Annotated in this window: 17 protein-coding genes and 1 tRNA gene; 10 read left to right on the plus strand and 8 right to left on the minus strand. The window is 61.4% G+C overall.

Features of this window, described 5'->3' with window-relative positions; genetic code table 11:
- Positions 1 to 53 precede the first annotated feature (53 nt).
- The 9 genes from EG19_RS02675 (at position 54) to EG19_RS02715 (ending at position 9,836) form a co-directional block, all read left to right on the plus strand.
- Positions 54 to 1,010 carry a peptidylprolyl isomerase gene (locus tag EG19_RS02675; RefSeq protein WP_081799864.1) on the plus strand — a complete coding sequence of 319 codons (957 nt, stop codon included), beginning with the start codon at positions 54 to 56 and terminating at the stop codon, positions 1,008 to 1,010.
- Positions 997 to 2,760: a hypothetical protein gene (locus EG19_RS02680; RefSeq protein ID WP_038047165.1), complete on the plus strand. Its 1,764-nt coding sequence runs from the start codon at positions 997 to 999 to the stop codon at positions 2,758 to 2,760. Before EG19_RS02675 ends, EG19_RS02680 begins: the two co-directional genes overlap by 14 nt.
- Positions 2,757 to 3,707, plus strand: a complete 951-nt coding sequence (locus EG19_RS12250) for an SMP-30/gluconolactonase/LRE family protein (protein ID WP_053334799.1) — start codon at positions 2,757 to 2,759, stop codon at positions 3,705 to 3,707. The genes EG19_RS02680 and EG19_RS12250 overlap by 4 nt, the downstream gene beginning before the upstream one ends.
- Complete coding sequence (locus tag EG19_RS02690; RefSeq protein ID WP_038047168.1) at positions 3,704 to 4,339, plus strand: cytochrome c3 family protein; 636 nt, start codon at positions 3,704 to 3,706, stop codon at positions 4,337 to 4,339. Before EG19_RS12250 ends, EG19_RS02690 begins: the two co-directional genes overlap by 4 nt.
- Complete coding sequence (locus EG19_RS12255) at positions 4,321 to 5,427, plus strand: cytochrome c3 family protein (protein ID WP_053334800.1); 1,107 nt, start codon at positions 4,321 to 4,323, stop codon at positions 5,425 to 5,427. Before EG19_RS02690 ends, EG19_RS12255 begins: the two co-directional genes overlap by 19 nt.
- A gap of 87 nt (positions 5,428 to 5,514) precedes the next feature.
- Positions 5,515 to 6,207 carry a cytochrome c3 family protein gene (locus EG19_RS02700; RefSeq protein ID WP_038047171.1) on the plus strand — a complete coding sequence of 231 codons (693 nt, stop codon included), beginning with the start codon at positions 5,515 to 5,517 and terminating at the stop codon, positions 6,205 to 6,207.
- Between the two features lie 11 nt (positions 6,208 to 6,218).
- Positions 6,219 to 7,544: an NHL repeat-containing protein gene (locus EG19_RS02705; protein WP_038047174.1), complete on the plus strand. Its 1,326-nt coding sequence runs from the start codon at positions 6,219 to 6,221 to the stop codon at positions 7,542 to 7,544.
- Entirely contained in the window at positions 7,541 to 9,667 is a 2,127-nt protein-coding gene (locus EG19_RS02710) for a cytochrome c3 family protein (RefSeq protein ID WP_038047177.1), read from the plus strand. Before EG19_RS02705 ends, EG19_RS02710 begins: the two co-directional genes overlap by 4 nt.
- Before the next feature lie 93 nt (positions 9,668 to 9,760).
- Positions 9,761 to 9,836 (plus strand) — tRNA-Thr (locus EG19_RS02715).
- 111 nt (positions 9,837 to 9,947) lie between these two features.
- Here the strand turns inward: EG19_RS02715 and EG19_RS02720 are convergent.
- From EG19_RS02720 to EG19_RS02740, 5 genes are all read right to left on the minus strand, one after another.
- Positions 9,948 to 10,541, minus strand: a complete 594-nt coding sequence (locus EG19_RS02720; RefSeq protein WP_161685305.1) for a pseudouridine synthase — start codon at positions 10,539 to 10,541, stop codon at positions 9,948 to 9,950.
- 103 nt (positions 10,542 to 10,644) lie between these two features.
- Positions 10,645 to 11,178 (minus strand): putative molybdenum carrier protein, encoded by a 534-nt coding sequence (locus EG19_RS02725; RefSeq protein ID WP_235208690.1) that lies wholly within the window; start codon positions 11,176 to 11,178, stop codon positions 10,645 to 10,647.
- Between the two features lie 181 nt (positions 11,179 to 11,359).
- A complete protein-coding gene (locus tag EG19_RS13340; protein WP_152543869.1) occupies positions 11,360 to 12,196 on the minus strand; it encodes a hypothetical protein in 837 nt (278 codons plus the stop codon).
- Positions 12,197 to 13,233: 1,037 nt separating this feature from the next.
- Entirely contained in the window at positions 13,234 to 15,027 is a 1,794-nt protein-coding gene (locus tag EG19_RS02735) for a hypothetical protein (protein ID WP_152543870.1), read from the minus strand.
- A gap of 74 nt (positions 15,028 to 15,101) precedes the next feature.
- Positions 15,102 to 15,539: a hypothetical protein gene (locus EG19_RS02740; RefSeq protein ID WP_038047186.1), complete on the minus strand. Its 438-nt coding sequence runs from the start codon at positions 15,537 to 15,539 to the stop codon at positions 15,102 to 15,104.
- A 1,100-nt stretch (positions 15,540 to 16,639) separates the two neighbouring features.
- Between EG19_RS02740 and EG19_RS13565 the strand changes: the two genes are divergently transcribed.
- Complete coding sequence (locus EG19_RS13565; RefSeq protein ID WP_161685307.1) at positions 16,640 to 17,140, plus strand: hypothetical protein; 501 nt, start codon at positions 16,640 to 16,642, stop codon at positions 17,138 to 17,140.
- Positions 17,141 to 17,671: 531 nt separating this feature from the next.
- On the opposite strand, the gene EG19_RS02750 is transcribed toward EG19_RS13565, so the two are convergent.
- The 3 genes from EG19_RS02750 to EG19_RS02765 form a co-directional block, all read right to left on the minus strand.
- Positions 17,672 to 18,328 (minus strand): hypothetical protein, encoded by a 657-nt coding sequence (locus EG19_RS02750; RefSeq protein ID WP_152543872.1) that lies wholly within the window; start codon positions 18,326 to 18,328, stop codon positions 17,672 to 17,674.
- A 299-nt stretch (positions 18,329 to 18,627) separates the two neighbouring features.
- Positions 18,628 to 21,351, minus strand: a complete 2,724-nt coding sequence (locus tag EG19_RS12260) for a hypothetical protein (protein ID WP_152543873.1) — start codon at positions 21,349 to 21,351, stop codon at positions 18,628 to 18,630.
- Between the two features lie 15 nt (positions 21,352 to 21,366).
- Positions 21,367 to 22,089 carry a hypothetical protein gene (locus EG19_RS02765; protein WP_038047195.1) on the minus strand — a complete coding sequence of 241 codons (723 nt, stop codon included), beginning with the start codon at positions 22,087 to 22,089 and terminating at the stop codon, positions 21,367 to 21,369.
- Positions 22,090 to 23,587: the final 1,498 nt, after the last annotated feature.

Here is a 23,587-nt window from a genome sequence, read left to right on the forward strand (position 1 = left end):
AGCATGTCCACCGGGCGGCGGGTTTTCCCGCCGCTCGGTGTGCTGGGGGGACCATGAAACATCTGGCACTGCTCACGCTTCTGGGAACAGTAGCAACGCTGGGCGCGCAAACACCGGTGGCCCGGGTGGGGGATGTGACCATTTCCCGGGAGATTTTGGACGAAAACGTGGCCCGGGTGCTTCAGGGCCAGTACCAACACACCCGGGTGAGCGAGGAGAAACTGCAGGAGCTGCGGGTGAAAGAGCTTTCTGTCCTCATCCGCCGGCAGCTTCTGGTGGCGGGAGCCAAAGACCGGGGTCTCGCCTTGCCGCTTGCCGAAGCTCGGCTGCAGGTGGCGGCCATGGAAAAGCAGCTGGGCCCGGAGGAGTATCAAAAATCCTTAAAAGCCCGGGGCTGGACCAGAAAAGACCACGAGCGGATCCTGGCGGAAACCCTCCTCGCCGAAAAAGCCTATCAGCGCTTCATCCTTAACCCGTCGGCTGTCAGTGAGGAGGAAATCGCGGCCTTTTTCAAAGCTAACCCAGAGCGTTTCCAGTGGCCCGAAGCGTTGCGCGTCCAGCATATTCTCCTCAAGGTTTCCGCTACCGCCGACGCCAAGACCTGGGAAAAACGCGAGCAAGAAGCAAAGGACCTCGTTGCCCGCCTGCAACGGGGGGAAGATTTCGCCACCTTGGCTTCCCAGCTTTCCGATGACCCTTACCGGGTCAAGGGCGGGGATTTGGGCTGGGTGCACCGCGGGCGCCTGGTGGAACCGCTGGAAACCGCAGTGTGGACCGCCCGGGTGGGACAGCTTCTAGGACCTGTGCGCTCCTCCGAAGGGTTTCACGTGGTCAGGGTGCTGGAGCGGCGGCTTGCCCGGCCCATGACGCTTGATGAAGCGCGGCCCCTCATTCAGCGGGAGCTTGGGGAAAAGAAGAGGCTTGAAGCGGAAAAGCGCTTCTTTGCCGAAGTGAAGAGCCGTCACGCCGTGGTGATCCTGGATTCCAGCTTGGCCCATGCGGCACCTTAAGCTTTTCCTAATTTGCTTCTTGTTCGCTGCTCCGGCTTTGGCCCAGCAGTTCGGCCAGTGGAGCTGGCAGGCCAACGTGCGCGCCGGGGGTCGGAGCTACGAGAACACCTCCCAGGGCCAGGTCCTTTCCCAGTACCAGGAGCAGGTCCTGGGTTTGGCCTTCAACCTTAACGGTTTTTTGGTCCACCCAGCCATTGCCCGCTTCAACCTGGGGCTAGACCTGGTCTTTTCCCGCTACCCCAAGGGCATGGCGGTGGACAACAACCGCACGGGCTTTTCCCTGCGCTTGGGTTTGCTTCCGGAAAGCGCCTATCCCCTCGAGCTGTTTGCCTCCCGCTCGCGGTTTGACTACCAGGGTTTGGCGGATTTGCCCGCCTTTACCTTTGCCGGCACACCCGAGCAAACCACCAGCTGGGGCGGGCGCTTGCGCTTTCGCCACGGACTCCTGGCCGGTGCCCTCTTGGGCTTTGACGCATCCACCATCCGCTTTTTGGAAGGAAGCAAGACCCAAGACGAAAAGCGGGCGTTTTTCGATTGGAGCGGCAGCGGCCAACGCCTGCAGCACCATCTGCGCTTGGACCACCAGGACCGCAGCTACGGTGTGCTGGGTTTGAGGTACCGGGACGTTACGGCTACCTGGGATTCCCACGGGAACTTTACGCCCACCACCCGCTGGGACCTTTCCCTTTCCGGTCTGCAACGGGAGTTTGGCCGCGGTGGAAGCTCGTACGTTCAAAGCTCGCTTCGCCAAAACCTCACCCATCAAACCCCGTCGTCCTGGGTTTTGTCGGCCTTTTACGCCGGAGGTTTTGCCCAAAGCGAGGGGAGCGAAGCGTCGGTGACCCATGACCTGTCCTTAAGGGCACAAAGGAGCTTTACGGGCGGCTTTGACCTGGGCGTTGACGTGGGTGCCGCTCGTCAGCAAGCCGGGGATTACTCCACCCAGGCGCCCCGCTTGGGGTTGACCGCCAGTTACCAAAGGCAGGGGAAGCTGGGGCAGCTTGCCCTTTCGGCAGCTACCGCTCTGGGACGCCTCACCCAAGAAGGCCCCGACCAACGCGCCACCAGCTCCTACGCCAGCACCTCCGCCGGGCTTACCCTGCGTTCGGGATCGCCCCAGGTCCTGCAAGGGGAGCTGGAGCTTGCTTACGCCAAGAACAAGCTGCGGCAAGCGGCCGAAGACGTGGGTCCACAACCGGAACCCCAGGCGCTTTTGGCTTTGGGTACTGAGGACAACCGACGGGCGCGGCTCACCCTCCGCCGAAACTTGGGTGCTGTGCAGCTTTCCGCCTTTTCCGACTGGTGGCAGCGGGAAACCACCCCCACTTGGAACCTCCCTCGACTGGAAAGCAAAACCCTTACCCACACCCTGCAGGCGGGCTTCCCTGTGGGGAACCTGGCCATCAACGTGGGCCAAAGCCAGTACTTCGCGGTGCGTAAACAAGAACTCGCCTACTTTTCCGGGGTTTTGTCGCTGCGCCCTTTCCATTTCCTGGGGCTCACCCTGAGCCACCGGCAAGACCGCCGTCGCCTTCCCGGCGAGCCTTGGTTAGACTCCAAGCGGCAGGAAGTGGCGATGACGGGGTATCTGGGCGCGTACCAACTGCAACTGCGGCTGTACTGGCTTGAGGACCGCTGGAACCTTGGCGCGCCGCGCGAGGATCGGGGCTTAACCTGGACGGTTTCCCGGAGCATGGGCGGGTGGTTGCCCATCATCACCGCTCCGGTTCGCCGGGGGGTGATCCGGTGAGGAAGGCCCTGGCCCTGGCTGCAGCGTGGGCGGCCGCCAGCTGCGGCACCACCCCAACTGCGGTTCCCAAGCTCATTTGGTCCAGCCCTTCGCCCAGGGTGGAGCTGGTTTCGGTCATGCAAACCACCGCCGACATCCCCATGCCGTGGCTGCGCCGCATGGTGGGCTCGGGGGCTGAGGCGCTTTTCGTGCGCCCCTACGGTGTAGCCTGGCTGGGCGAAGATTTGCTGGTGGTGGATTCCGGGGCACGGAGGGTTTTGCGGTTTGCTGCAGGTTCACTGCTGCGCTCGCCGGAAGGTGTGTTTGCCGAGCCTCTCTTTGCGGCCGCCATCCCAAGCGGCGTTGCGGTGAGCGACCCCCCGGCCGGCAAGGTGGTGCTTTTGGACGAAGCTTTGCGTCCTCAATCGGTTTTGGCCGAAGGCTTACAGCGCCCCACCGGTTTGGCCTGGGTGGGGGGCGGGCTTTGGGTGGCCGAAACCACAGCCCATCAGCTGCGCTGCCTGGGCCCTGTTTGCCCCCGGCCCACCTTGGGCCAGCGCGGAGTCGGCCAAGGCGAGCTCAACTTCCCCACCGCTTTAGCCGCCTCCGGCACCACCCTCTGGGTGGCGGACACCTTGAACTTCCGCATTCAGGCGTTTGACATCAACTCCGGGGAGGTGACGGCAGTTGTTGGCGGGCTCGGGGACAGCCCCGGCAGCACCCCCCGCGCCAAGGGTTTGGCGGTAGATGGGGAAGGTCAGCTTTGGGTGAGCGATGGCGTGTTGAACCAGGTAAGCGTGTTTTCGCCCGCGGGTCACCTGTTAACCTGTTTGGGGGGAGAAACGGCTTCCCAGCCCCTGTTTTCCATGCCCGCCGGCATCGCTGCCCGCGGGCGAGAAATTGCGGTGGCCGATGCGCTGGCTCGGCGCATCGTGGTGTTTCGCGTAAAGGCCCAGGAGGGACCGTGAAGCTTGCCACCTGCTTCCTGCTTCTGGCTTCGGGTTGCTGGGCGCAAGGCACCAGCGTGGTGCATACCGTGCATAACCTCTCGGCCTTTGGACCCGGCGAAGTGAAGGTCCTGGGCGAAAAGGAGGTGTGCAAGTTCTGCCATGTCCCCCACTCCGCCACCGTGTCCGCACCCCTGTGGGGGCGGCCGGTGCCCCAGGGGCAATTCCGGGTTCCGGAGGTTTCCGCAGGACGCGGCAAGGCCCCGGCCCCGCAACCGGACGGGGCCTCCCGCTTGTGCCTTTCCTGCCACGACGGCAGCGTGGCCCAGGGCTTTTCCCCGGCGGCCAAGACCTTGAAGGCTTTCTCGGTTGGAGGTTTGCGGGAAAAGGGAGACCTCTCCGGAAGCCACCCGGTTTCGATTCCTTTGCCCGAAAGCTCACTCGATCCTGACGACGAGCGGGATATGGGCGTGAAGGCCCAGGCGGTGATTGCCGCCGATCCCACCGTGCGCTTGGACAAGGACGGGAAGCTCCAATGCACCACCTGCCACGACCCCCACGCCGATCCTTACTACCAACCCGGTGTGGTTCCCCACTTTTGGGTGCGACCCACCGTGGATGAGGTGTGCCTGGCATGCCACGAGCTGCGGTAATCGCCGCGCTCTGGTTCGCCTCCTGGCCGGCTTTGGCGGCGCCGGGGGCCGGGCACGTGGACCGCTCCCAGCTGCCGGCCGGCTGCCTCACCTGCCACCAGGGCCATGGCCAGAGCAACTCGCCCATGCTCCGGGTACCGCAGCAGGAGCTTTGCCTCACCTGTCACGGTGGACAGGGAGCGCGGCAGGAGGCGATCCGACGTGGGCTTTTGAAGCCAACTGCCAATCCGGCGGATATTTCCCGGGCCTTGCTTTTGCCCTACCAGCACCCGATGGACCCCCTGGCCACCTCCAGCCGCCAGGGGGTGACCTGTACCTCCTGTCACGCGCCCCACCGCGGGGCAACGGTCAATCCTTCCGGTGGCAAGAAGCTTTCCCCCCAAAACCCCCGGAAGTTTGAGTTTGAGCTTTGCGAGAGCTGCCACGGTTTCCAAGGGGCCCTCACCCAAAGCCTCGCCGATATTTCCCGCTACTTCGACTACCCCAGCCAGTCCTTTCACCCGGTTCACCGGCCCAGCAGCAACCGCTCGCCTTCGCTCCGCCCCGGCCTTTCGGGGAAGGAAATCAACTGCACGGATTGCCACGGAAGTGACGCCCCTCAAGGCCCCAAAGGGCCCCACGGGTCTTCCACCCGGTTTTTGCTGCGCGCTCCCTACACCACTACCGACGGTCAGGGGGAAAGCCCCGAAGCCTACGCCCTGTGCTACCGCTGCCACCAGCGGGAAAAGGTGCTTTCGCCCCAATCGCCCTTTCCCTACCATCAAAAGCACGTGGTGGACGAGCGCGCTTCCTGCGCCACCTGTCACAACGGCCACGGCTCCCCTAACAACCGGGCGTTAATTCGCTTTGGCGAGGAAACTACCTTGGCCGGTGTGGCCCCGGCCGCTTCCGGTCGCCTGCAGTTCCTTTCCACCGGCCCCGGGCAGGGCAGCTGCTTCCTCACCTGCCACGGGAAAAACCACGATCCCTTAAGCTACGGACCCGGCAATCCGCCCCCACCGCCAGGGACCCTGGGCCATTCACCTGGGAAATTCTCCCCACCTTCCCCACCGGGGTTGGGGATTAATCCCCATCTCCGGCCCCGCTGAAGCACCGACACCCTGGCGTAGCAAGGCACGGGGTTTGCTTGCGCCCCAAAGGGGGTGCTGGCTATGCGCATGTCGAAAAATCAAGCGATGACCCTCCTCGCGTTGTTCCTCTTCCTCTTGGATCCCATGGTGACCTATCCCCCCTGGAGTGCCAGCATCGTAGGCTCCAAACATGACCTTTCCACAAACTGGGACCCCTACTCCACCCAGGTGTGCGCCTTTTGTCACACGCCTCACTTTGCCAACCCCTCACTTCCCATTCAGGCTCCCCTGTGGAACCGTTCGGTGGATTTGGACAAGGTTTTTCAACCCTACTCCAGCCCCACCATGAACACCACACCCGGAAACCCCCAAACCACCGTTTCCATGCTGTGCTTGGGTTGCCACGACGGAACGGTAGGCTGGGAGGTCATCCGTGGCTACAACGTTTCCGACAAACACGACCTCATCAATGCCCCAGGGCCCGGAGGCATCCCCGACACCACGTCATGGCCTAACTGTCAGCGCTGCCATCCCGAGTACTACGGCGACCCACCGGCTTTTTGGCAAGGCACCGACCTCAGGGACGACCACCCCATCGCCATCGTCTACCCCACCGCCGCCCAGGACCCCAAGTTCAACCTCCCACCGGACCTCAGCAACGGGTGGAGCGACGTGAAGCTGTACTCAGGGCGGGTGGAGTGCCCCACCTGCCATCAGGTTCACGATCCGGGAATCCCCCCGTTTATGCGCAAGTCAAACCAGGGTAGCGCCCTATGTTTGACGTGTCACATCAAGTAAGGAGGCGTTCTATGCGCGCCAAGACTATTTTTTGGCGCATCAAAAAGCTTGGCCTCACGGAAGCAATTGCCGTCGCCACGCTTGCATCGCAAGTTGCGATGGTTGGGCTTTTCCCCACGCCCGGGCTGGCACAAACCTGCAGTTCCCGGGGAACGCCCACGGTCCCTGCCCCCCAGGTGACCTACCTTCGTTTTCTAGCCGTCACCGCCACACCCCAAGCCCTGGCCACCGATGCCAGCGGGCGGCTGTTCGTTGCCGATGCGAAAGCCGGGGTGGTGGAGGTGCGGGACCGTTACGGACGGCTGGAAACCCGTTGGACCGGGCTGCAACAACCCGTGGCGGTAGCGGCCGATGACGAAGGGCGAGTTTTCGTGGCCGAGACCGAGCCCGGTGCCGTAAGGATTTTCGACCTCGCGGGCATTCGCCCGGTGAGCTACTTAGGGCGAGGAGAGGGTGAGTTTGCCCTGCCTACCGCCATCTCCGTGGCTCCCCAGGCCAAGCTGGTGTTCGTAGCCGATGGCGGCGAGCACGCGGTGAAGGTGTACAGCCCCACCGGCGGCTGGATCAAAACCATTGGCGGCCCTGGAACCACCGCCGGGCGCTTTTTCTTTCCCGCCGGCCTGGCGGTCAACACCCGTAACGAGCTTTTGGTGGTAGACCAGGGCAACGCGCGCGTGCAAGTTTTTGACTTCGACGGCAACTTCCTCCGTTGCTTTGGCCGCGCCGGCGGCATGGGCACCAGCCGCCTCTTGGTGCGAGCCAACGGCCTTGTGGCCGACACCTTAGACCGGGTTTTCCTCGTGGACAGCTTCCAAGACCTGGTGCGGGTCTTTGATCCTGCGGGCCCCACGCTTTCCACCGTGGGAACCTTTGGCGAGGGTCCCGGCCAGCTCTTCACCCCCGTGGGTCTCGCCCTAGACCCCTTAAACCGGCTCTTCGTGGCTTCCCCAAACACCGGCAAAGTTGAGGTCTTTGGGTTGGACAGCTTCCAGGACCCCCATGTGGTGGCGGCTCAGGTGAGCGCCGATCCAGACACCGTGCCAGTAAGCCGCCGGCTTTTGACGGTGTGGCTCGCCATCACGCCGCTGGAGCGCGACGCCCGGGATCTGGACCCGGCAACCCTTCGCCTCAGCGGCACCGCACCCATCGTTCTCAACAGCAAGCTCGAAGCTAACGCGCAAGGCCTGTGGACCCTGCGGGTTCTGGTGCAGTTCGCCCCCAAGCCCCAGGACGTTGTGGGTAGCGAACTGCGAATTCCCGTGAGCCTGGAGTTCCGCGACGGGGTCCCGGTGGAGGGCATGGTCATCCTCAAGCAAGGCCCGGGAGGTAAGCAATGAAGCGCGCATCGTGGTTGGTTTTCTTGGTTCCTTTCCTGGCCTGGGCGGCGGACCCGCCCCACGATTGGCCCACCGCTGGCCTCACCTGCACCGACTGCCACACCCCCCACACCGCGCCCGGGGGCACCCTCACTTCCACCTCCGGAAACGCCAACTTGTGCTTGAGCTGCCACGTCATTGGCGGCCTCGCCAACAGCCACCCCTTTTACCTCACGGACCAAGCGTTCCCCTGGCCCGGCCTGCGCTCTGGACAAACGCCCAGCGGCACCTCTCACCGTTGGGATTCCTCGGCAGTGGGGCACGTGAAACCTGGGACCACCAACACCTCCACGGGCACGGTGGTTTCCGGAGGCACCTACACCGGCCGCTACCCGAAGACCTACACCATTTCCATCACCCAGAGCGGGGATGTGGGGGTGGCGCGGTTTTCCTGGAGCGCCACCAGCCCACCGGGGGGCAGCGGCAGCAACCTGCTCACCGGCACCAACGTGGCCTTGGACGAAGGCATTACGGTCACCTTCAAACCTGGCACCACCTCTCCCGCCTTTGTGGCCGGGGACGTGTTTTACCTTTACGTTCGCCCTGACCTCCGCAACCCTACCCTCACTTCGGTACTCCAGCGGCTGGAAAACGGGCGGCTTACCTGTTCCGCCTGCCACGATCAGCACAGCCAAGCCGCCGAACCTTTCGATCCCCAGGCCCCCGCTTATGCCGGTTCCGGCACCGGCAATGGCCGGCACTACCAGCGCACCGCCAACAACGTGGCGCAAATCTGCGAGGACTGCCACGCGGCCCGGACCGTAACCCTTTCCTCCCAGGGCTCCCATCCGGTGGCGGTGTCTGTCCCCACAACCAGTAGCTTCAAGCAACCCACGCAGCTTCCCTTGGACAAGACCACCGGCAAGGTGCGGTGCCTTACCTGCCACAGGGTGCACTACGCGCCCGCCAACGACGGTGCAGTCTTGCGGCTGACCTCGCATAAGGCGCTGTGCCAGGACTGCCACGTGAAAAGCCCCAGCGGCAGCAACCCGATTCACGCCTCCACCACTAACGGGGTTCTATGGCCCGGAGGCCAGTACGGCAGCACCCTGCCTGCCCGGCCCGATGCCAGCCAGCGGGGCGCCTGCACCCAGTGCCACGCGGTTCACGGCTGGCCCAACAACGCCTCGCCCAGTACGGACTACAACTGGCTTTTGGCCGACGCTGAAGAAAACCTCTGCTTTACCTGCCACGATGGGGCTCCGGTGGCTGTCAACGTGCGTGGTGACTTCCTGAAGACCTACAAACACCCGGCCACCAGCTACTCGGGCCGCCATCAGCCCAACGAAAGCGCTTCCTCGGCTTTCGGAACCAGCAACCGCCACGCGGAATGCACTGACTGCCACAACCCTCACCAGGCTGAAGGCCCCAGCTCCGGTTCTGCGCCTCCCACCATCTCGGCGCTGCTCAAAGGCGCGTCTGGGGTGGCGGTCACCAACGGCGCCGCCGGCACCACTCCCACCTACACGTTCCTCACCTCGGCCCAGTACGAGTACCAGGTGTGCTTCAAGTGCCACTCCAGCTGGACCAGCCAGCCTTCGGGGCAAACCAACCTGGCGCTTAAGCTAAACCCCAACAACCCCTCGTACCACCCGGTGGAAGCTGTGGGAAAAAACACCGGGATTAACGCCAACGCCTTCGTCAACGGCTGGTCAAGCTCCAGCCTTACCTACTGTTCCAGTTGCCACGGCAGCGATGGGACCGTTCGTGGCGTGCACGGTTCGGCAAACCAGTACATCCTCAAGCGGCCATTTAGCCCTTCGTCGGCTCAGCGCACCATGAGCTCCAACGACCTGTGTTTCCTGTGCCACCGGTACGACACCTACGCCAACGACGGCGCCACCACAACCGTCAAGGGCTACAGCCGGTTCAATCCCCCAACATTTACCAAGGGCCACACCTTCCACGTAGGGAACAGGCGGTATCCCTGCAGCGCCTGCCACGAAACCCATGGGTCCACAACCCGCCCGCACCTCATCGTCACCGGCCGCAGCCCGGGCCTTACCAACTACACCCATAGTTCTAACGGTGGCACCTGTTACCCCACCTGCCACGGCAGCAAGACTTACACGGTCAACTACTAGTGGCAGTACCCCCGCGGGCTGCCTGCCCGCACCCCCCTTGGCCCACCCCCCCTCCGCGGGGGGTGAGCTTTTTTGCTAAAATTCGCCCGGCGGGCCAACGTAGCTCAGCCGGTAGAGCAGCTGATTCGTAATCAGCAGGTCGTCGGTTCGAGTCCGACCGTTGGCTCCAGCAATATCAAGAGCGTCGACGGGCCCGCAAGAGCGGGCCTTTTCTTAATGGCATTACGAAGAGCCATCACGGGCGCTGGAGGGTCTGATGGCTCGCTTATGGGAAGCAAGATCACACCTCTTGCCCTCCCAGCTTTCCGCGCTTTTCCAGAAGCCCGGCCTCCTTGAGAAGCTGCAGCACTTCTTCCCGGCTCAGCTCCCGAAGCTCGCCAGGTTGCAGGTCACCCAAGCTCACCGGACCCACCGCCACCCGCTTCAGCTGGCGCACCCGGTGTCCCAAAGCGTGGAACAGACGGCGGATTTGCCGATTGATGCCTTCGTGGAGCACCACCTCCAAGCGAGTGCCGCCCCGCGGAGCCTTGCCCAGCCTGCGCACTTCCGCTGGCCGGGTCTTTCGCCCATCCAACTCCATTCCACCGGCGCGCAAGCGGTCCAGTGCAGCTTCGCTGGGCAAGCCCCGCACCGTCACCAGGTAGGTTTTGGGCAAAACCCCCGGATCCATGAGCCGCTGGGCAACCCGGGAGTCGTTGCACAGGAGGATCAGGCCTTCCGAATCCTTGTCCAGACGGCCCACCGCGTAAAACCCACGGAACTCCGCCGGGAGCAGCATGAAAAGCGTGGGCGCCCCTCTTTCGCTCACCCGCGATACCACCACCCCTCGGGGCTTGTGAAAGGCAACAACCCTGGGCAGGCCATGACCCCGCACGCCGGGAGCATAACCCACTCCGAGCATGGAGAAAGCAAGACGGCCCTGTTCTGGTTGGTTTTCAATGGGTCCCACCCTGGAATCTGCCCGCAGCCGCCGAGCTTTATGGGCCTTCGTCCTCCCGTGTTTCCCGTTTAGGTTCCGGGCAGGAGTCTCGAAGGGATTGAAAAAGCCTGACCAGGAAGTCAAAAGCCACCTGATACCCGCCCGGCCATTGGCTTTCCCGGGGACCCGCTACGTTCAGCACGTCAGGCCTCACGGCCGCAAACCAATCCCGGGCCTTTTGGAGCGCCTGAACTTCCAAAGGGGACAGGACGAGGTGCGGCTTGTTGAGCCTTTGGCACCACTGGATGGTGAGCCTGGTGCCACCGGCGGGTTCACCCTGGACCAGCACCAGGGTGGCATCGGCGGCTTCCACGTTGGCCCGGGTCCGGGCGGCGTAGGCTGAGCTTGCCAGCTCCACCAGGGGATAGCGCTCGGGGATCCTCCCGTCTTCCGCCCGCCTTCCCCGCGGGCAAAAGCCTCCACAAGGAATTCCCAGCGCCTGCGCCGCATCCAGCGCTGCCCGATCCACCCCGGTTTGCCCGCCGGAAATGACCTTCATCTCCCCCGTGCCCCAGGCTTTCGGCCACTTCACCGCCCCGACGATTGGCAGCCCCGGGAATTCTTCGCGTCCCTTGCGACATTTCAAAACCCACGCTGCGAAGCCCGCGCCTTTCAAAACCCATGCCGCCAAATCAAAATATCAAAACGCCCAGCGCCCAGTCTTCTAGGCCCCTCTCAACGGAAAATTTTCGTTCTCAAATGAGCGAAGGCCCCTAGGGAGCGCCTTCCGCCCCCAAATCCACCACCGCTGCACCCCAGGTCCCGGTTCGCAGCTCCTCAATGACCACCGCCAGCCGCTCCGCTTCCTTGGGGAGCTTTATGGGCGCCTCGTAGGTCCACACCGTACCCTCGGACTCCTCACCCACCGCCTGCTCAAACTCCTCCTGATGCACAAAGGGCTCGCCCTTCCTCAGGTGCACCGCCACCGTCACACGCAGGCGGGCACGGCTCACCTTCTCAAGAACCTGCCGCACCGCCCCCAGGTCGGTTCGTACCTCCAACCTCCCCAGCCGGCTCTTCCCCTCCACCTTCTGCACCTCCAAACTTACCTTTGGTGCCAACTCCCCTTCGGCCAAGGACCCCCTCATCACCGCTTCCCTCGCCCGGGCGACCGCCTGACCACCGGGACTTCCCAACGTGATTCGCTTCGGCCCCCATACCTTGAGGCCAGGTTCTTTGACCCGAACCTCCAGGTCATAAGTTCTGCCATCCGGCGCCATGGGCACCTGAAACCACAAAAGGTAGGTGTTCTCCAAGCGCTTGAGCCCTTCCCCTAAGCTTTCCCGCGGCGGAATCACTGCACCCCCGGTCTCGTCCGCCAAGTACTGCATGGGCTCATGCGCCGCCACCACCAGCAGCTCGCCCACCGCCACACTCCCCCGCCCAAAGACCTCGGGGGAAACCGCCGGCCGCCGAAACTGCGCCGACCACACCGGCGAGTACGCCTCCATGTAGCCGGGGTTGAGCGAAACAACGGGAACACCCAAGTTCGCCGTTACGGCCGCTAACTCTTGAACCTCCGCAAGGAAATTCGCATCAAGAAGACCCACGGAAGTAGGGCCTTCCGTTTTTGTTTGGTCCCTTCCCGAAGATTGCTTGGACTGGCCAAGAGAGCCATAAGGGCCCTGAAGGTTTAGATCGAATCCATCCCAAACGAGAAGCACCAAACGCTTTCCTCCGCTATACTGCAGAAGCGAGTTCCGCAGAGCCTTAAGCGCGCCGCGGACTCTCGCAATTTCTTCCCCTCCGGAAAGCATACTTACGAGCTGGGAGTCAAAGCCGACACTGGAAAAGGATTGAGCCTCCTTGCGCAGCTTAATTTGCCAATTTACCACGAAAATCCTGCTCAGATCATTGAGTTCCTTTCGCAAACACTCGCTATCCTCGCACAGCTTCGCCCCTTCATCGGAACCCGGCGAGGCCGCAACCAGCACGGGGCCTACGCGCGTGAGCTCCTCGGCGTAAGCCCGGAGTTTCGCCACCGAAGCGTCCCGGTTGCGAGGGGAACAAAGATCACGAACAAGCAGCACAAGCACACCTCGCCTTTCTTGCGCCGGCAGGGCTGTGGTTGGAGGAACAGGCGCCGAAGCTGGCTCGGAGGAAACCCCAACGGGGGTCGGCAATTGCGGCAGAATTGGCTCCACCGCCAATACCGGGACCGCCTGCCCTTTGAACAAAACCTCAAGTTGCTCCGGGCGCGGCGGGCCACCTGCGGTGCGGTTTTCCCAGCGAATCACGGTGCTCACCGCCGTCACCGCCACCTGCTCATGAAAGGGCTCCTGTGAAAGCACCGGAACGGTCAACAACGACAGAACCAACACCCACCAAGCTCGTTTCATGCGGACCTCCTTAATGTCTTTCGGTTCAACGTCCCGGCCGCTGCCAAGCCGGGCCTCCAGCATCTCACCGCACGCAGGCTCCAACGGGACCACCCCGGCAATGGCGCGGCGCCACTTTGCAAGCGCACCTGCCAGCACAAACCTCTCGCTGCCCGTCACCCGCCAGTGGAGCCCGTTCGTTTTGAAACCTTTCCTGTGAACACGCCCCTTGCCTTCAACGCCTTTCGCCCGCAACCATCCCTCCCGCCCTACGAAGCGCCCGATGTCCCAAGCTCCACCAGAGCCGCTCCCCAAGCACCCAAAGGCCACATTTCCACCGCAACCCCCGCTTGGCAGCCCTTTGATGGCCAACGGATTTCGTGCTCCAACACCCACTTATCCCTCGGGGCTTCCACCGAGATTGCAGAAAAGGCCGGCAGCGTTCCCGGACAAGCCACACAGACCGTGAGCCGCCCAACCTCTCCTGGGTTTAAAAGCCCCAGGTTGAAGCTTTGCAGCGTCACTCGCAACAAACCCAACCCTGAACCATCGTCGAAAACCACCGGATCAACGAGCGTAGCGACCACTGGCAATGAGCCTTTTTCCTTGTTCCGCAACGCTCGCCAAGCGAGTTCCTCACCCACCAGCGGATGGGTTTTCGCGTCTATGCGCCGGGGATACCAGAATCTCGTGCCATCGGCTGTCCCCTGCACCTCCAAAGAGCCACCAACGCTCTCACCCTCTTGAGCCTCCAGCGCAACGGCCCAGAAACGGAGGCTTTCGGCCGGCCATCGGAACTCAGCCAGCGCTTGGGCCTTGCCGCCGGTGGCTGTCACCACGGCTTGCCAGCCGGAAAGCTCTTCAACGGATGCCGTACCCGCGTCCTCGGGTGGAAGAACCTGGGGGTCGTAATGAAGCGGTGCCCACCTGGCAACGTTGCCGGGCCCGGTCTTTTGACCTACCACCGCAGCAAATACCAAGCACCCCCGGGCGGCGAGGCTTTCGCCCACACCCGCAGCGAGCTCACCTAAAAGGGGAACCTGACTTGACCCCGCCCCTCGCTCATGCCGGGAGTAAAAACGCTCGGGCTGGAGATCCAAAGCCTCGGAAACCACCACCAAAACCGCCGGGGGAGGCAAGGTCTCGCAAGCCAGGAGCAAACTTCCCAGGTTCCTGCGGACCAGGTTCAGCTCTTGACCGAGGAAATCCGACGAATGCCCTACTTCGCTAGCAGCCCCCCTTCTTCGCGAAGCGAGCTCTTGCCTCTCCTCAAATTCCTTCCGTAGGCGCTGGCTTGGGTTTTGGCGAGGAAGACCGCGCTCCCAGGTCCGAAACCACTCTTTAAGCTCTGAAGCACTCGTTGTGCGCCAGACATGCAGCGGGTCCTTTTCCAGGTCCACCACACAGATGGCGCCAGCAGCCTTCAAATGGTCCAGCAAGAGCTTCTTGACCGCACCCGAGGCCGCTTCGCCCAGGAACCGGCTGTTCAAAGCAAAACACGGCCATCTGCCGCCCCCGTTTTCCTGAGGGCTCCAGGTGCGTTGGACCTTTCGAACCGCGCCTCCCACTCGAACAACCCATTCGTTCGGCCTCACCGGCAAGGCGCCAGGAGCTAGCCCCACCCAAAAAACCGGGGCCCGGGGTCTGGTTTCTCCGCCCGTTTCTGCCTTTTGAGGGGCAGCGCTGGACGAAAGTCCCGTGGTTTGCAACGGCTCGGACCCACCCGGCGCCCCGCCCACCAGCCCCCAGCCCAGAGGCCAGCCCTCTTGACACCGTCGCGCTGGCCACGCCCCTTGCAGCCAAACCACGGTTTGCCGTCGCAAGAGACCAGCGAGCTCCTGGGCCGCAGCAGCGAGGTCCCCCACCGAGCGCACCGTTTGCCCCGTGGGCCACTGGTCCCCGGAATATTTCCTGGAGTCCCAAACCACCAGGGGAACCATGAGCTCCCGCAAGTACTCGCGAACCTCGGAAGGCAGAAAGACGCTCTCGTCCTCGGCCTCGTCCCCGCGAGCCAAAATCACCGCCCGGGGACCCGGGTGTGTGGCAAGATGAAAAGCCGCCACGGCCACGGCATCCGCTGTCCGCCGTCGCTGGGCGGCCCCAGCGTCGGCTGCCTGGCTGGCCGAAAGCAGCCAGTTCAGCGTCCCAGCTTTCCGCGAAAAACCTGGAGAGGCTTGGGGTGAAACCACTTGCGGCAAACTGCCAAAAGCACCCAAAACAGTACCCGTTCTGCTCCTTCCAAGGCCTTTTGAGCCGTTTCCCAAGCCCTGGCATCGGCAGGCTGAAACCAACTCATCTCCTTGAGGCCCCGGGGTTGGAACTGAGCCTGCTGGGCCCAAAAACGCACCCGTCGTAGGGCCCCAGGTTCCAAAACGAAAACCAGAGCCGGAGGGGCAGACGTTTCCTCACCCAAGACGGTTTGGCCACAAAGTGAAGCCGGAAGTGATCCAGACGGCTTTTCCACCACCACAAAACCCGCGGTGGTTTCAGCAACCTCCGAAAACAAGGTGGGCCCGACCGTCGCGGCATATTCGGTGACGCTGCCATCGACGAATTCCAAGCGAACCAGAAGCACAGAGCCCTCAGCTGGGGCGCGAATCTTCGCCACCTGATTTGGGCCGAAATTCCAGCGTTGCTCTCCCACCCCAACTTGAATGGCGGCTATCGGCTTTTTTTCCGGATGCCCGCCGCTGACGCGAAAGCAGAGATAAGACGGATCGCAAGGTTCACGCTTCAATGAAACCCGCGGACGCCAGGGACCGCGATTCAGCCACACCCGCTCCCTTACCTGGCCCCGCGCGTCCTCCAAGACCACCTCATGCACTCGTGGTGTGCCCCCGAGGTCCAAGGCGCAAGTCGAATGAACCGAAACTAGCTCGCAAGCCAGCTGTCCGTTGAGCCACAATCGGCCCGGAAGGTCCTCCCGGACAGCGGAAATCTGCAGGACCACAGTCCCAACCAAAATGCCCCACGGAAAGCTAACGATCTCCATGCCTGTACCCAGCTCCAACCTGAGCACACAAAGCGCAATTCAACCTAAGGAAATGGTTAAGCCTCCGCCATCGACCAGAAACCGAGCTTGAGTTGTCCGCTATCAGCAACACCCTGTCCTCTTTGCCGGCAACCGTGACGCTCCCTTCACCTCGCAAAAGGATTGCCGGTCCGTGCTCTTGACTCCCGGAAAACCGCACCACTTCCAGCCTCACCTGCGCCAGCTTCATCTCTGCCACCTGCACCTCAGAAAGCAAGATCCGTACCACTTTTGGCTGGTTAAAAGTTCCCTGCCTTGGCTTTTCCGAATGCCCCATGGCTATCCGAACATTATTGGTGTTCTCGCTGCGAACCATAAAGGATTCCAAGAAATCTGCAGGCAAAAGGCGTTCTTTCTTGCCCGGATTTGCGTAGCGCATCTCAAAGCCAAGCCTTGGGATGAAAACGTTAATCTCGTACCCGAGCCGCGGATTTGGTTCCTTTTGGGGGGCCAATACCCCGAGGCCATGGTGAAGGGGTCATCGGGAAAGGAAGCTCCCCCTGAAGCCAAAGAAGGCGTTGCCTGCGTAAAAGGTGCTCCAGTTCGACCAGCGCCGCATCGAAACGGGAGGAGCTCGAAACATCGCGTGGGGTCGGCCACTGCGGACAATTTACCGCCCCGGCCGACCAAATTACCAGCGGAATATGAAGCTGCTCCAAGTAGCGAGTCACGGTGCCAGCTTTAAATACCGAGTGGTCATTGACGCATTGGCCGTCCAAAATGAGGACCACAGCCCGCCTTCCGGGCCAAGAGCCCACACGAAAAGCTCCCAGAGCCACAGCGTCGGCGAAACGCCGTGGCTCATGGCGGCCCTCAAAAGGAAGATTTGCCGGGAGGGTAACGATGCCAGCTGCCCGTTTGCCTTTTCCGCTGCTGGGCTTCGCGATCGTTTCCCTTTGTGGGAGCTGGGGCGTCGCCCCTATCGCCACGACCTGGCGCAAAAATGGAATCCTGGAGTCGAGGAGCTGGCTACGCCGCGAGCCAGCGAAACTACCAGCCAGAATTTCGTCGGCCAGCGCCCTCACCGCGGCCGGGTGAGCAACAACCCCGATCACTGCATCCCCCTCCTCCACCGCGACCACGCGGCATCCCAACAATTCCGTGGGCACCTCTATGCCTGGCTCGACCTCTACTACGATCGGTGACAAAGAGCTCTCAGCTTCTTCCGCAAAATCTGCTTGGAGGACGACGCTCCGTTGCGCGCGCCGCCCGTCAGGAAAAAGCGCCTCCGCCACCAAGATCGATGGTTCACGAAGAGGCTGTTGCCAGACAAAGGGCTCACCGGGCTTCAGCGCTCGTTCTGTCCCCCCAATCTGCAGCCTAACCTCACGAGGTAACAGCTTTTCGGGGTGCGCCCAACCCACATTCACACGAAGCGCGTTCGGCTGCTTGTCAATTCGTAAGAAAAGCTCCGCTTCCTGTCCGGGACGGTTAATCCACCGCTCAACCCGCGCCGGGCCGCCCTCGCGCTCTGGACCGACGAGCTCAAGCCGGTGCATCGCCAGGTCCCCACCCAGATCTATTTGGCACGAGGGAGATGCTGTGGAGAGCACGCAGACCTCGCGACCGTCAAGAAACAGCCTGGCTGGGGATTCTTCTGGTGCAAGTGAGACGTAAACGGGAATTACACCCACGAGCAAACCGACGGGAAAAGAGAGGATTTCCACGGCCGCAGACTACCAGGGAAATCGTGGTGGGCAATTAACTTGAAACCAAACAAACTGCTCCGGCGTCCCGTCCCCGTTCTCGTCCCAGCCGATGTACTGCCAGCATTCCTGGCGGGTCCAGGGGTTGTTTAAATCACAGGAAGTTGTCGTTTCGGCTTTCGAAAACCCATCCTGAATCCCCTCGCGGGAGGTGGCGCCGTTGCAGAGGCGGATGAAAGAGCCAACCCACTCCGAAAAGTTAGTGTCGGCAAAATAATCTATCACTAGCTCAGAAACGGGCATCGTTGGCTCACCGGCAGCCAAGTCTCGGGCTGCAAGCAATCCTTGATCACCGCGGTCCCCCATCACAAACCGACCCTGTCGCTGGCCTTCCCTCTCCCACACAACGAGCGCGCCGGAAAGCGTTTCCCCTTGCACCGTGAGCTTCACCGGCACCTGCATCACCTCCCGGCGGGAAACCTTGCGCCATTGGCCAGAAAAAGAGCTCGCGCTGTCCGCCGAAAGCAACACCCTGTCCTCTTTTCCGGCAACCGTGACGATCCCTTCACCTCGCAACAGGATTGCCGATCCGTGCTCTTGACTCCCGGAAAACCGCACCACTTCCAGCCTCACCTGCGTCAGCGTCATCTCTGCCACCTGCACCTCAGAAAGCAAGATCCGTATCACCTCCGGCAAGGGTACCCTCTGCTTCCACTTCGGGAAGGAAAACCCAACTGGGCCAGCCATCTTAGACGCCTAATAACCCCAACCGAAGGCTCTTGGGGAACCTGAAGCTTTTAGGTTTTTGCTCCAAACAAAGGGGTTCCCAAAACATTTTTGGGACCGGTTAACAAAGTCTCGCTCCGGCCGCGCTAGGAGATTGTGGGTCTTCGCGCCCTACAACCTGGTTCATCCTGAAGGTCCTGCGCACGTAGCCCTTGTTTCCCCCAAACAGCAACAAAGCGCGCGAGAGAAACGCCTGCCTCCTACGGACTCTCAACAGGGACTGACGCCCCGCCCCAGCGGCCGCTTTCCAAATCCTCCACAACTACGCCAAGCCAAAGAGCATCCGGTGCAACGTTCGTTTCGAAGATCAGGAACTCATCAGGCGGCGTTTCCAGCATCCTCTGTTGCCACCGCACTGGACCCGACTGAGCCCAGGTGCCAACAGAAAGCCGTACAGGACCACGCGGCGGTTCTTCTTTTCCCTGCCTGAGATGCAATCTGATGCCCAAGGTCGTGGACCCGTCGCGTGGCTCCCTCCTTGTTACAGCAATGTCGTCCAGCAGATCACCGGAAACGGTACCGCCCCTTGCATACGCTTGCAACGGCCCAATGACCCAAAACTCTGGGCGCTCCCGGCGTATTGCCCAGCTTATAGAACCCAGGGAAAGCCTGCTACCCTGCCCAGAAAGTCCGCCGATCTTTTCGGTTTGCAGAAGGGCCCAGAGGTGCTTCCCATTGGCCTCAAATTGCCACTGAAAACGATCCTTAGCGCTAGAACCGCCAGTGTATAAGGCAAGCAACTTCAAGAATTCTTGGTCGCCCCCCGCCAGTGAAACAGTAGTAGTAGTGGTGGGACTTACGCTTCCCTCAAGCCCCGCGCCAAAGAGAAACCTAGCCTCCGGTTTCCTGAGCGTCTGCCATACGCCAAGGACGGAATAGCCACGGAACGACAAAAAGGCGGCAAGCTGGCGCAGCTCTTCGGAAAGGCCACAGTTTTGTGCCGCAGGTAGCGGTTCGCCGGTAACTTGGCTCATCAGCGTCGCTACGAGACCACAGGGGTCCATGGGAAGATCGTCTACGAAAACGAGCAGCCAAGCAGGACCTGGGTGGTTGTCAGCCCAGTCCACCAATGAGGCTAAAGCTGCAAGCAAGGTACTTCTTTCTTCCTGACCTCGCGAGGCCGCTAATGCCATTTTAGCTTGGCGATACATCGGCGCATTGTTCCTCGTTAATGGCTCGAGGTAACCAGCCCGGCGCCCCGCTAGGCCTAGCATTGCCTCAAAAACCCGCGTTAACTGCGACCAGTGTGTATTCAAAGCCTCGGGACCAACTAACTGAACCGGCTCCAATCCGAAGCCGACCTGCCTCGGCAACAGCAAGATCGGGGAATGGGGAGCCAAAGCAAACGCTAATTCGGACACCTGCTGTTTCCAATAGGGCAGAGACTCGGCGGTTACAAAGGCAGGGTGGATGAAAACAAACACAGGCGCCGAACCTGGCTCAGCTTCCACCGGCAGGCGTGCGGGCTCGGCCCCTTCGGCTTGAAACACAGCCTCGTCAGCGCCGCTAGTTACTTTGTTTGCAAAACCAGGCGGGATTGGAAGTCGAAGCATCTCCCCTTTTCTCGCATTCGCTGCTAGCGACCGACCGAGTGAGCCCAGGCGAGTTAAGGGTTTGGGTACCTCTCCCCCAGATGCCTGATCAGCTTCCGGCCGGGGTTTCGAGCTCCCAGCATACCGATAATCCCCAGCCCGACGATACCCAGCTGGAAGCTCAGGAACCGGCTCAGCCAGAGGATCCCTGGTCAGCCAAAGGACAACCTGATTCCCGAGAACGCGGTCCAGGGCCGCAAATGCGGGAGCAAGATCGTCTTGACTCCATATTTTGGTAACCGCAACATCTTCGCTACTTTTAGTCGCGATGATCCAGTGCACCAAGGGAACGTTAAGCTCCATCAAGTACCGGCGAACCGACGCACTTGCAAACCTGGAGGCATCTTCGCCAACCGTGCTAGAGATGGCCCAGACCACCCGCCTACGGCTGACGCTGCTGGCAAGATAGCCGGCCAAAGCCGTAGCATCCCAAAGCCGTCGAGGACGCTTGGCAAACCGCTGGGAAAGCTCCTCCGAAGCCAGTAGGAGACGTTGAAGCCAATCTCGAGACCTGGGGATCTCAACCCGAGGGAAGCCTTCTACCGCCAGGATTAGCGTAATTGCCACTGGTTCTGACAACGGTCCTGAAAACCGTAGTTGCCGCACGGCGCGAAGAGACGCAGTGCGCTCGCGCAGCTCCCAGTCCCCTGCCGGTGCCTCTTGCACGCCGGCCAGATCAAGCAGCTTCGCTAGGGAAAACGGTTCAGCCACTACCAGCAGGTGGGCTTCACCCCTCTCAACAGCGAACGGTGCGCTCTCACCCAAAGCAAGCGCACGTTGTTCCTCACTCTCCACCGCCTCCAGATGCCAAGGATAAACCGCAACCGAGGCGTTCTCAGAAAACTGCGAAAGCGGTAACACCGATGAGGCCCGTAAACCATCGGCAAAGGCAACCTCGGCCGCCACAAAAACAGATCCCTCGCAATTCAGCGACAGTGAGTGCCGGGGTGGACCGTCAAACAAAACCTCTCGATCACTGGTTACAAGCAGGCGAATGGCCTTCTCTTTATTCGGGTGGGCATACACCAAGAACATCTCACAACGTTTCCCGTTTGTGGTTTTCACCAATCGCAACTCCGCAGGCAAAACGCCCCGGTTTAACCATCTCGTGTCGTTCACGACCAACCCTTGCGGTGTCTCGCTGGCCAAATCCAAGCGGTGAAGCTTTGGCACCGCTCCCAAAGCAACCTGGCAAGAGTTCTGCGATGGTGTGAGATCACAAACCTTTTCCCCGTTGAGCAGCAAAGAGCCACCGTTTTCGCCAGCGGAAAAAGCAACGGTGATTTGGATAACACCCACCAGCAGACCAACAGGGTACGAGAGAATTTCCATGGCCTTTACATCAAGCTAGTTGTACCACGGGCACTCAATGCTACACCATACACAGCCGGGTGCACACCGGTTACAACTGAATTCTGCACAAGTCGATGAGCCGCCACCCCCGCTGCAAAGTTCGGAGATCTCCCACTTCACCGGGCCAACAACGCCCTCCCTCACAGTCGTCCCGTTACACAGCCGTAATTCCCAACCAACTTCCTCCGTGAAGGTCGAATCGGAATAATAGTGGATTTCCACTTCCCGACTTGGCAGACGGGGTTCGGGGGTTCCTAAAAGGGAAACTCCCATGCCAGCTGTTTCTTCCACCACAAACCGACCCTGTCGCTGGCCTTCCCTCTCCCACACCACCAGCGCGCCGGAAAGCGTTTCACCCCGCACCGTGAGCTTCACCGGCACCTGCATCACCTCCCCGCGGGAAAGCTTCCGCCATTGACCAGAAAAACCGCTCGCCGTGTCCGCCAAAAGCAACACCCTGTCCTCTTTTCCGGCAACCGTGACGATCCCTTCACCTCGCAAAAGGATTGCCGGTCCGTGCTCTTGACTCCCGGAAAACCGCACCACTTCCAGCCTCACCTGCGCCAGCTTCATCTCTGCCACCTGCACCTCAGAAAGCAAGATCCGTACCACCTCCCGGGAGACCCCCACCCGCTCCTTGTCAGGCGGCAGCCCCCATGTCAGCTCACTTCCGAGGAACATCCCCAACACAACAGCCAAAACCTTACCCCGTTTCATGGTCTTGCCTCCTTTCTCGCCCCTTTCCGGGGCTTTTTTTTGGAGGCTAGCCGCTTTTTTTTTTTGGCAAGATCCAAAATGTGATCGGGGTCACAAAAGAGAAAGAATCGTGACTTGGCCAAAAGCCCCCAGAAACGCCGGGGGCCTGAACCGGTGGCAGGGGGTTTCCTGCCCTTTTTGCCCACGGGGTCCCGAGCTCCGTCTTACCCGCAAGCGAAACAACAGAAAAGTTCGAGGTTAGCCACTTCGGCGACCAAACTCGATGTCGAGGCAAGCAACAACCGAGGCTGCCCCAAGCCTATTACGTGGCTCCTTTCGGTGGCAGGAGACGCAAGATTCCATTTGGGAGGAGCTTTCCTGAGGTGCAACTTAGGTCCTGGGGCTTGGACACTAGGCCTAAGGTTTCCCAAAGGCGCTGGGCCGGAACAAGGCACAAGCGGTGGTGGCCAGGGGGCGCCATAGGCAAGACAGTTCCCTCAAGACCTGGTACCGTGCCGTAAGCTTCCCGCCAACTGGTCACATCGTGGAAGGCATCGAGCATGTAGTCGTCGATCATCGGCAACAAGTAACTGCGGGGTTTTTCTCCGCTACCCACCACTAGGTTTCTCGGAAGCACGAGCGTACCGCCCCGCTGGCCCATGGCAATTGGGAGAGACGAAGGCAGCGGTGCGCGGGAAAAAAATCCCTGAACCGCGAGGGGAGGGGCCAGCACCACGCCGCTTACGGCCACCGCTTGGGCTGGAATAGGCAAACGCGCTCTGCCGTCGGCACTCGAGGTGACAGGTATCGGCGGCAATAGCTGCGCGGGAAGGCCTTCACCCAACGGTCTAAAATGCACCAAAGCCCCAGCAACGGGCTTTTCCCCGTCGGACAGTTCCAGGGTAACAAACGAAAACGGAGTAAGCGCAAGATCCAGCGACAACGGTTCACCGTCAACCAGGCGCACGGCAAAGACTTGCGAAATGCCGGTGGGGCCTACAGCTTGGACCCAGTATTCCCCTTCCGGAAGGCCTTGCACCTCAAAATATCCATCTCGCTTGATCTGGGAAGAGCCTGAGGCGGCCATTGCTTTGCCAAGAACATAAACGAACGTAGGTCCTGAGGCCACGCCTTCCCCGTAAACGTAACCGGAAAGGTGGGTTGCGGGAAACGTAATGGCAAGCGTCCTGCCAGCCTTAGCTTCAAACCACAGAGCAGCCTCAAAACGGGTCGAGTCGGCCAGAGGGCTCACCCACCACCTTCCCTTTTCCGGTAGGTACGCGGAAAAGCGCCCTTCCTCGTCGGTGTTCACGTGAACCTCGAAAGTTGCGTTTTCGGTTTTTACAAACCTGAAGCGTCCCTTCCACGGCTTGTCACCGTAGAAGATCGCGCCACGAACGGTAAACCCTGCGTCCCCAAAGTCCACCGTAGCGCCCGTCGCACCCAGCCAAACTTGCTCCACGGATAAAGCCTCCCCCTCCGCGTTGTGGATTAAAACGTTATAGGTCCCCTCGGGCAG

This window comes from Thermoanaerobaculum aquaticum, assembly GCF_000687145.1.
GTDB classification, from domain to species: domain Bacteria; phylum Acidobacteriota; class Thermoanaerobaculia; order Thermoanaerobaculales; family Thermoanaerobaculaceae; genus Thermoanaerobaculum; species Thermoanaerobaculum aquaticum.